Raw genomic sequence first — 5,390 nt, forward strand, 5'->3', positions numbered from 1 at the left:
GGAAAAGCCGTACTGCTGATAGGCGGTAACGGTAGCTGCCATTTGCTTTAGGTTGTGCTTTGCCGCCCAGCGGTCATAGCCCACGCCCTTGCCCTCGGCTCGCTTGGCTTCCCGGTCAACCATGCGCTGCAAGGTGTTGTCTGCCGGGGTGGTTTTTGCAGCTTTTTCCCCTTGTAACGGCTTTTTAACTGCGGCAGGGTATTCGGGTATGGCTTTGGTCTGTTCGGCAGCTCTGTGGGCGTTCTGCGTGAGCAGGGCAAGGACAGCAGCCTTGTCAAAATCGTCCCCCAGCTTTCGGGCTGTGATAGGCTTTGTCCTGTCCGGCGTGAGGTAGGAAAGCCGCCCCCGGCTCTCCTTGACGGTCACACCCTCCCGCAGCAAAAGGGAAGAAAACTCGTCAAAGCTGCCAGCTTGGGAAAGTGCCTGCCGTATCGTCCGGCGCAGCTTCGCCTTGTCCGTTTCAAACTTGGTGGGCTTGGTCGGCTGTCCGGCGGCTTCTCTGGCGGCGTTCTCTTTGTCAAGGGCAAGCTGCCCTTTCTTTGCCGCCCAGTATTCCCGTTCGGTTATCCGTTCCTTGCTGCCGTTCAAGAGGTCGATTTGGTAAAGCCCCTCCCGGTGGCACATTTCCATGACTTCGCTCTTGAAATATTCCATAGCGGCGTTGGTGCAGCGGTGCTTGCAGCCCTCCAGCGTGTCGGCTGGTCTGTCCATGTAGGGCAGAAGCGGGACTTCGTAAATCCGCAGGGAGTTGATGACGATATGCACATGGATATTCCCGCTGTGGTTATGCCCGTCCGGGTGGGTGCAGATTAGGGCTTGGTGTCCGGGGAAATGCTCCTTGCAGAACTGCTCGCCCAGCTCCTGCGCCCGGTCTACGGTCAAGCCGTTGTCTGTCCCGTCCCGTGGGTCAAAGCTGATGATATAGTGGTGGCTTTTCACATCTTCCCGTTTTTGGTTTTTCTCATAGCGGAGATTGGCTCGCATACAGGCAACAGCGAAATCCTCGCCCCCGCAGTTGAGGGAAGAAATGCGGTAATCCTCCCTCGGTATCAGCCGCCCGTTTTCATCAAGGGTGGCTTTCATGGTAAACTCGTCATGCTCAAATGTGAGATAGGCTTCCGCTGCGCCATAGTCGGCGTTTTTAGAGCTGATATGTTTGAATGTTGCCAACAGCGTCACCCACTTTCTGCAAGACTTCAAACTTTAGGGCAGCAAGGTCGGAAACCGCCGCCCGTACCTCCCCGGCAAGCTGCGGATAGGGACTGTGCCACTCGTTCAGCGTCCGGGCTATCTGGTTTAAGTTGCCGCCGATCCTCCCGTATTCGGCGGTCAGCTTCCCGACAGCGGCAAGCAGCTCGTCATTGATGGGGGAAACGGTTATGATGGGGCGTATGGCTGCCCCGGTTATGGCTTGCCGGATAAACTCGGCTTGGCTCATGTGGTAAGCAGAAAGCCGCTGGGCAAACTCGGCGTATTCTTCCTCGGTCATGCGTGTTTTGACTACCCGGCTGCGGTGCGGCGTGTTGTATCGTTTCATAGGTGGTTGACCTCCTTTCTGTGCGTGGTGTCCTCTCACTAATAGGAGAAAAACAGGGTGTGAAGCGGAACTGTTTTTGAAAAATCCGAAAAATATTTTGAGGGGTTTTTCAGCGGCGCAAGCCGCATAAGCAGGGTTTGGGGAAGGCACTCCCCAACAAGATTCCCGCAGGGGCAAAATGAGCGATAAGCGAATTTTGGCACCTCGGTAGAATCTTGCTCTAAGAAACTGCCGGCCTGCCGTTCACTTGCTACTGCCACTTTTTCAGAAAATCTATAACCAGCTTTTTTTATAAAAGGCTGCGGGCTGGCGTTTTTCCCTTACTCCCTACAAACCACAAAAGAGCAGAATGGACGGACTTTCCGGCAAGAACTTTTCCGGCGGCTCGGTCTTTCCCGACAATAAGGCGTTTCGGAAGCTGCGTTTTGCCCGCTGTCTGAAAAAAATGGCAGCCTTTTTTGGTTTCACTGTCTAATACGGAACTTTTGGAAATTTGCCAAAAATGGACGCAAAAAAAGCAGCAAATCTTTTTCGGATTTACTGCTTCATGTGCCGCTGCGGTGCGGCGGGATGGATATTCAGTTGAAATAAAAGAGGATGGTGGTACTTTAGTCTATCGACTCTTTACTAACTATTAGGTAATCTTGAAAGATTTTCCTTGAATTTATCTAAAGAATGTTCATTGTTTCCCGCAAAAATAAGTGGAATTGTATATTCATATGATATGCCATTTTCATAGTCCGATAATTGTATTTTTATAGTATCATCCCTCTCATCTTTAGGTGCTATATATATGAATGAATTTTTATTTATATCAGATATTTTCCCTTTTTCAGAAGAAACAGTATAACCCCAGTCTGTTAAATTTGTCTTTATTGTAACTTCTGTTTCTGTTTCTTTTCTAGTCTGCAATGCTGTTTTATCGATTTGGATATCAAAAGGAGTCGAACCTAACAATTCACTGTTTATATTTACAAGTTCTTCTCCATTTGTTTTAGAAATATTAGATTCATCTTCATAATTTTGTTGAGATTCATCTTTTGGTGTTTCTCTGTTACATCCTAATAAAAAGCATAAAATAATTAGTACTAATACAGAAAGTTGTTTTTTTTGCATTTATTTCTCCTTTCATATTATCAAAGAAAGCACTGAGAGTACTTTCAAGAAATTTTGAAATATTCTCAATGCTTTCTATTTTTTGATCATAAACTTGCCGGTAATGATACTATGTTAATTTATCTCTTTCGCGTAACCTTTGTTGCAATATACACATGCACCATTCACCCATTTGTGAGACATTTCAATCGTCTCAACTTCATAAATGCTTACTTCTCCACAAATTAAACATTGTTTGTAATTATATACATGACGTGTCGCACATTTATCCCAGTCATCATATATACCAGGCATTTCATCTTCATATCCATAGTACTGGGGAGAACCCCAACTATGAGTATGAGCGGCAAATACAGTCATTGGAGCAGCTACAATTCCAGCTACTACTGAAAGTGCTAAAATAGATTTTCATAAATTCATAAGTTCCTCCCTTTCCTTAAAAATACATAGCTCTTTGTTACATTGTCATTTTAACATAATAATTGGTAAAATGCAATAATTTATTTTCTATTTACGAGAAAATACTGTGCATATTATCTTATTTAGGAATAGTTAAGGCGGCTACCTAAATCTTTTTATTACTTTACCGCACATGAGCATTTGCACCCGGGTTGTCGTTTCCATAACCTTCCATCAGGTTGATTACGCCCCAGACACCAAGACCGGCACCGATTGCAACGACCAGTGTCTGAAGGATATTGATTGCACTGCTAAAAAAAGCCATAATCAAATGTATGAACAAACGCTTTTTCTTATGGTCTGTAAGCGTTTGGCTCTACTCCTTTCCCTTTTATTCAGACCTTTTTTTACCTGTTTTATTTGCAAGGCGATCTTATCTTTATCTTCACTTTTTTCTCCTTTCTTCCTACTTTTAGATTTCTTTCTTGAAAAAACATAAAAAAAATAGAGCATATAGATGGATTTTTCTACATGCTCTAACGCTTTTTGTTCTTTTTACAAATACTTGAAATTTTTTACTTCCTATCCAATTTTTTTGCCAGCACAAAATTAAACAAAAATGCTACTGTCACTATTAAAATACATATTATCGTAATCCACGCTGGTACTTTCATATCAAATTGAACTCTTAGCAACAAAGAAATTACTAAAAATATACCTCCTATAATCTCTATAAAATCTAGGATCCTTTTTTGCATCATCTGAATATTTTCCCTTTCTTTTACCCTATCAAACTTCCATATTCCATATTTTGATTGAATATCTGTGATATCTTCATCAGATATAAGTTCATCCAAAGTGACTCCAAGCTCCATTGCTAACTTTTTTGCTGTAATTAGATCTGGACATCTTGAACCGTTCTCCCATCGGCATACAGTTTGTCGTGATACGTACAGTTTATCGGCAAGTTGTTGTTGTGTATATTTTTTTTCTTCTCTGATTTTTTTAATGTTATCATTTAAAGCCATACTTCTTACCTCTCTTTCATTCATATCATATAATGATACCATTAAAAAAGAAAGAACCAGCATGGTTTTCCTATGTTTCCACTTTGGTAACATAGAAATTTTCTTAATTAATGATTTCAATTTGTCTTATTTCATCCTCTGTTACATCAATCCGAAACATCTCAAACTCTGTATCTTTTGAAAATGTCAGATTATGATTCAGATATTTTTCAACATCAAAAGCATTTTTCTTATCATAATCGGCAAGTTCCTTGTACCGTTTATGCTTTGTGATATCATATTTGTTGCTTAAAAACGGCCGGACTCCTCGAAGCTGTAAGATACATTTTTCTCCATCCATGACCGCCAGCTCATCTCTACTCATCAGTTCTTTTCCAGTCTTTTGATAGTTCAGCCCATAGGACCGGTTGCTGCCTCTGGTGTCTGATGTGTTGTAAAGATCTATGGTTTCCTTTCCCAGGGTTTCTGATATTTCTTTCAGTGTGGAACTTTCCTTTCCACCCAGGAAAAGAACAGTGTCACAGTTGCCTGTTATTGTCTCAGCAGCATCCTTATAGATGGTTTTCAGCTGAGATTGTGACTGCAGAATGATAGAAGCGGAGATTTCCCTGCTTCGGATTGTAGCAATCAACTTGTCAAATTTTGGAATCTGTCCGATATTGCTGAACTCATCAAGAAGCAGCCGTACATGATAGGGAAGCCTGCCTCCATGCTCATCATCTGCTTTATCACAAAGCAGGTTAAAGAGCTGGGTGTACATGATCGCTACCACAAAGTTGAATGTGTCATCTGTATCACTAATGATGACAAACAGGGCTGTTCTCTGATCGCCAATCATATCCAGTTCCATTTCGTCATAGGACATGATTTCTCTTAGCTCCTGAATATCAAATGGTGCAAGTCTGGCACCACAGGAAATCAAAATCGACTTCGCGGTTTTGCCGGCAGCAAGCTTGTACTTGCGATATTGCCTTACTGCAAAGTGTTCCGGATTTTCTGCTTCCAGTTCTTCAAACAATTCATCCACCGCATTTTTAAATTCTTCATCATCCTCCCTGGTCTCACTGGCATTGATAAATTCCAGCAAAGTAGAAAAGTTCTGTTCTTCCTCTGGTGCTTCATACCAGATGTATCCGATCAGTGCAGAATACAAAAGACGTTCGGCCTTCACCCAGAAATCTTCGGTTGATTTTTCACCTTCACCTTTGGTATTTGCGATAATGGTATTTACCAGTTTCAAGATATCTTTCTCACTCCGGATGTCGGGTAAGAGACTGGCATTGCTGCCAGCCCCTCCCCTAAGAACCGTA

General features: G+C 42.7%; 7 protein-coding genes. 1 reads left to right on the forward strand and 6 read right to left on the reverse strand.

Going from position 1 to position 5,390, the window contains the following annotated elements; translation table 11 throughout:
- Together DW769_RS15895 and DW769_RS15900 are read right to left on the reverse strand one after the other, a co-directional pair.
- Positions 1-1,170 (reverse strand): relaxase/mobilization nuclease domain-containing protein (locus tag DW769_RS15895; protein ID WP_118750627.1); only part of this gene is annotated, 1,170 nt, incomplete at its 3' end.
- Positions 1,142-1,537, reverse strand: coding sequence for a plasmid mobilization protein (locus tag DW769_RS15900; RefSeq protein ID WP_002594236.1), 396 nt, complete (start codon positions 1,535-1,537; stop codon positions 1,142-1,144). The genes DW769_RS15895 and DW769_RS15900, both read right to left, overlap by 29 nt.
- Positions 1,538-1,886: 349 nt before the next feature.
- On the opposite strand from DW769_RS15900, the gene DW769_RS17100 reads away from it, so the two are divergent.
- Positions 1,887-2,012, forward strand: a complete 126-nt coding sequence (locus tag DW769_RS17100) for a hypothetical protein (protein WP_007037420.1) — start codon at positions 1,887-1,889, stop codon at positions 2,010-2,012.
- A 152-nt stretch (positions 2,013-2,164) separates the two neighbouring features.
- Here DW769_RS17100 and DW769_RS15910 read toward each other — a convergent pair whose 3' ends face one another.
- The 4 genes from DW769_RS15910 to DW769_RS15935 form a co-directional block, all read right to left on the reverse strand.
- A complete protein-coding gene (locus tag DW769_RS15910; RefSeq protein ID WP_002569239.1) occupies positions 2,165-2,653 on the reverse strand; it encodes a hypothetical protein in 489 nt (162 codons plus the stop codon).
- A gap of 583 nt (positions 2,654-3,236) precedes the next feature.
- On the reverse strand, positions 3,237-3,377 hold the full coding sequence (locus DW769_RS15920; protein WP_082424746.1) for a Maff2 family mobile element protein: 141 nt from the start codon (positions 3,375-3,377) through the stop codon (positions 3,237-3,239).
- Positions 3,378-3,627: 250 nt separating this feature from the next.
- Entirely contained in the window at positions 3,628-4,173 is a 546-nt protein-coding gene (locus tag DW769_RS15930; protein WP_330417455.1) for a helix-turn-helix transcriptional regulator, read from the reverse strand.
- A gap of 10 nt (positions 4,174-4,183) precedes the next feature.
- A partial coding sequence (locus DW769_RS15935) for a VirD4-like conjugal transfer protein, CD1115 family (RefSeq protein WP_158579837.1) occupies positions 4,184-5,390 on the reverse strand: 1,207 nt, incomplete at its 5' end.

It is taken from the genome of Blautia sp. AM29-29 (genome assembly GCF_003480555.1).
GTDB classification, from domain to species: domain Bacteria; phylum Bacillota; class Clostridia; order Lachnospirales; family Lachnospiraceae; genus Fusicatenibacter; species Fusicatenibacter saccharivorans.

Excerpts from the sequence above, each read along its gene's own strand:
- DW769_RS15920 (WP_082424746.1), bottom strand. The coding sequence starts at position 3,377 with ATGGCTTTTTTTAGCAGTGCAATCAATATCCTTCAGACACTGGTCGTT.
- DW769_RS15900 (WP_002594236.1), bottom strand. The coding sequence starts at position 1,537 with ATGAAACGATACAACACGCCGCACCGCAGCCGGGTAGTCAAAACACGC.
- DW769_RS17100 (WP_007037420.1), top strand. The coding sequence starts at position 1,887 with ATGGACGGACTTTCCGGCAAGAACTTTTCCGGCGGCTCGGTCTTTCCC.
- DW769_RS15930 (WP_330417455.1), bottom strand. The coding sequence starts at position 4,173 with ATGTTACCAAAGTGGAAACATAGGAAAACCATGCTGGTTCTTTCTTTT.
- DW769_RS15910 (WP_002569239.1), bottom strand. The coding sequence starts at position 2,653 with ATGCAAAAAAAACAACTTTCTGTATTAGTACTAATTATTTTATGCTTT.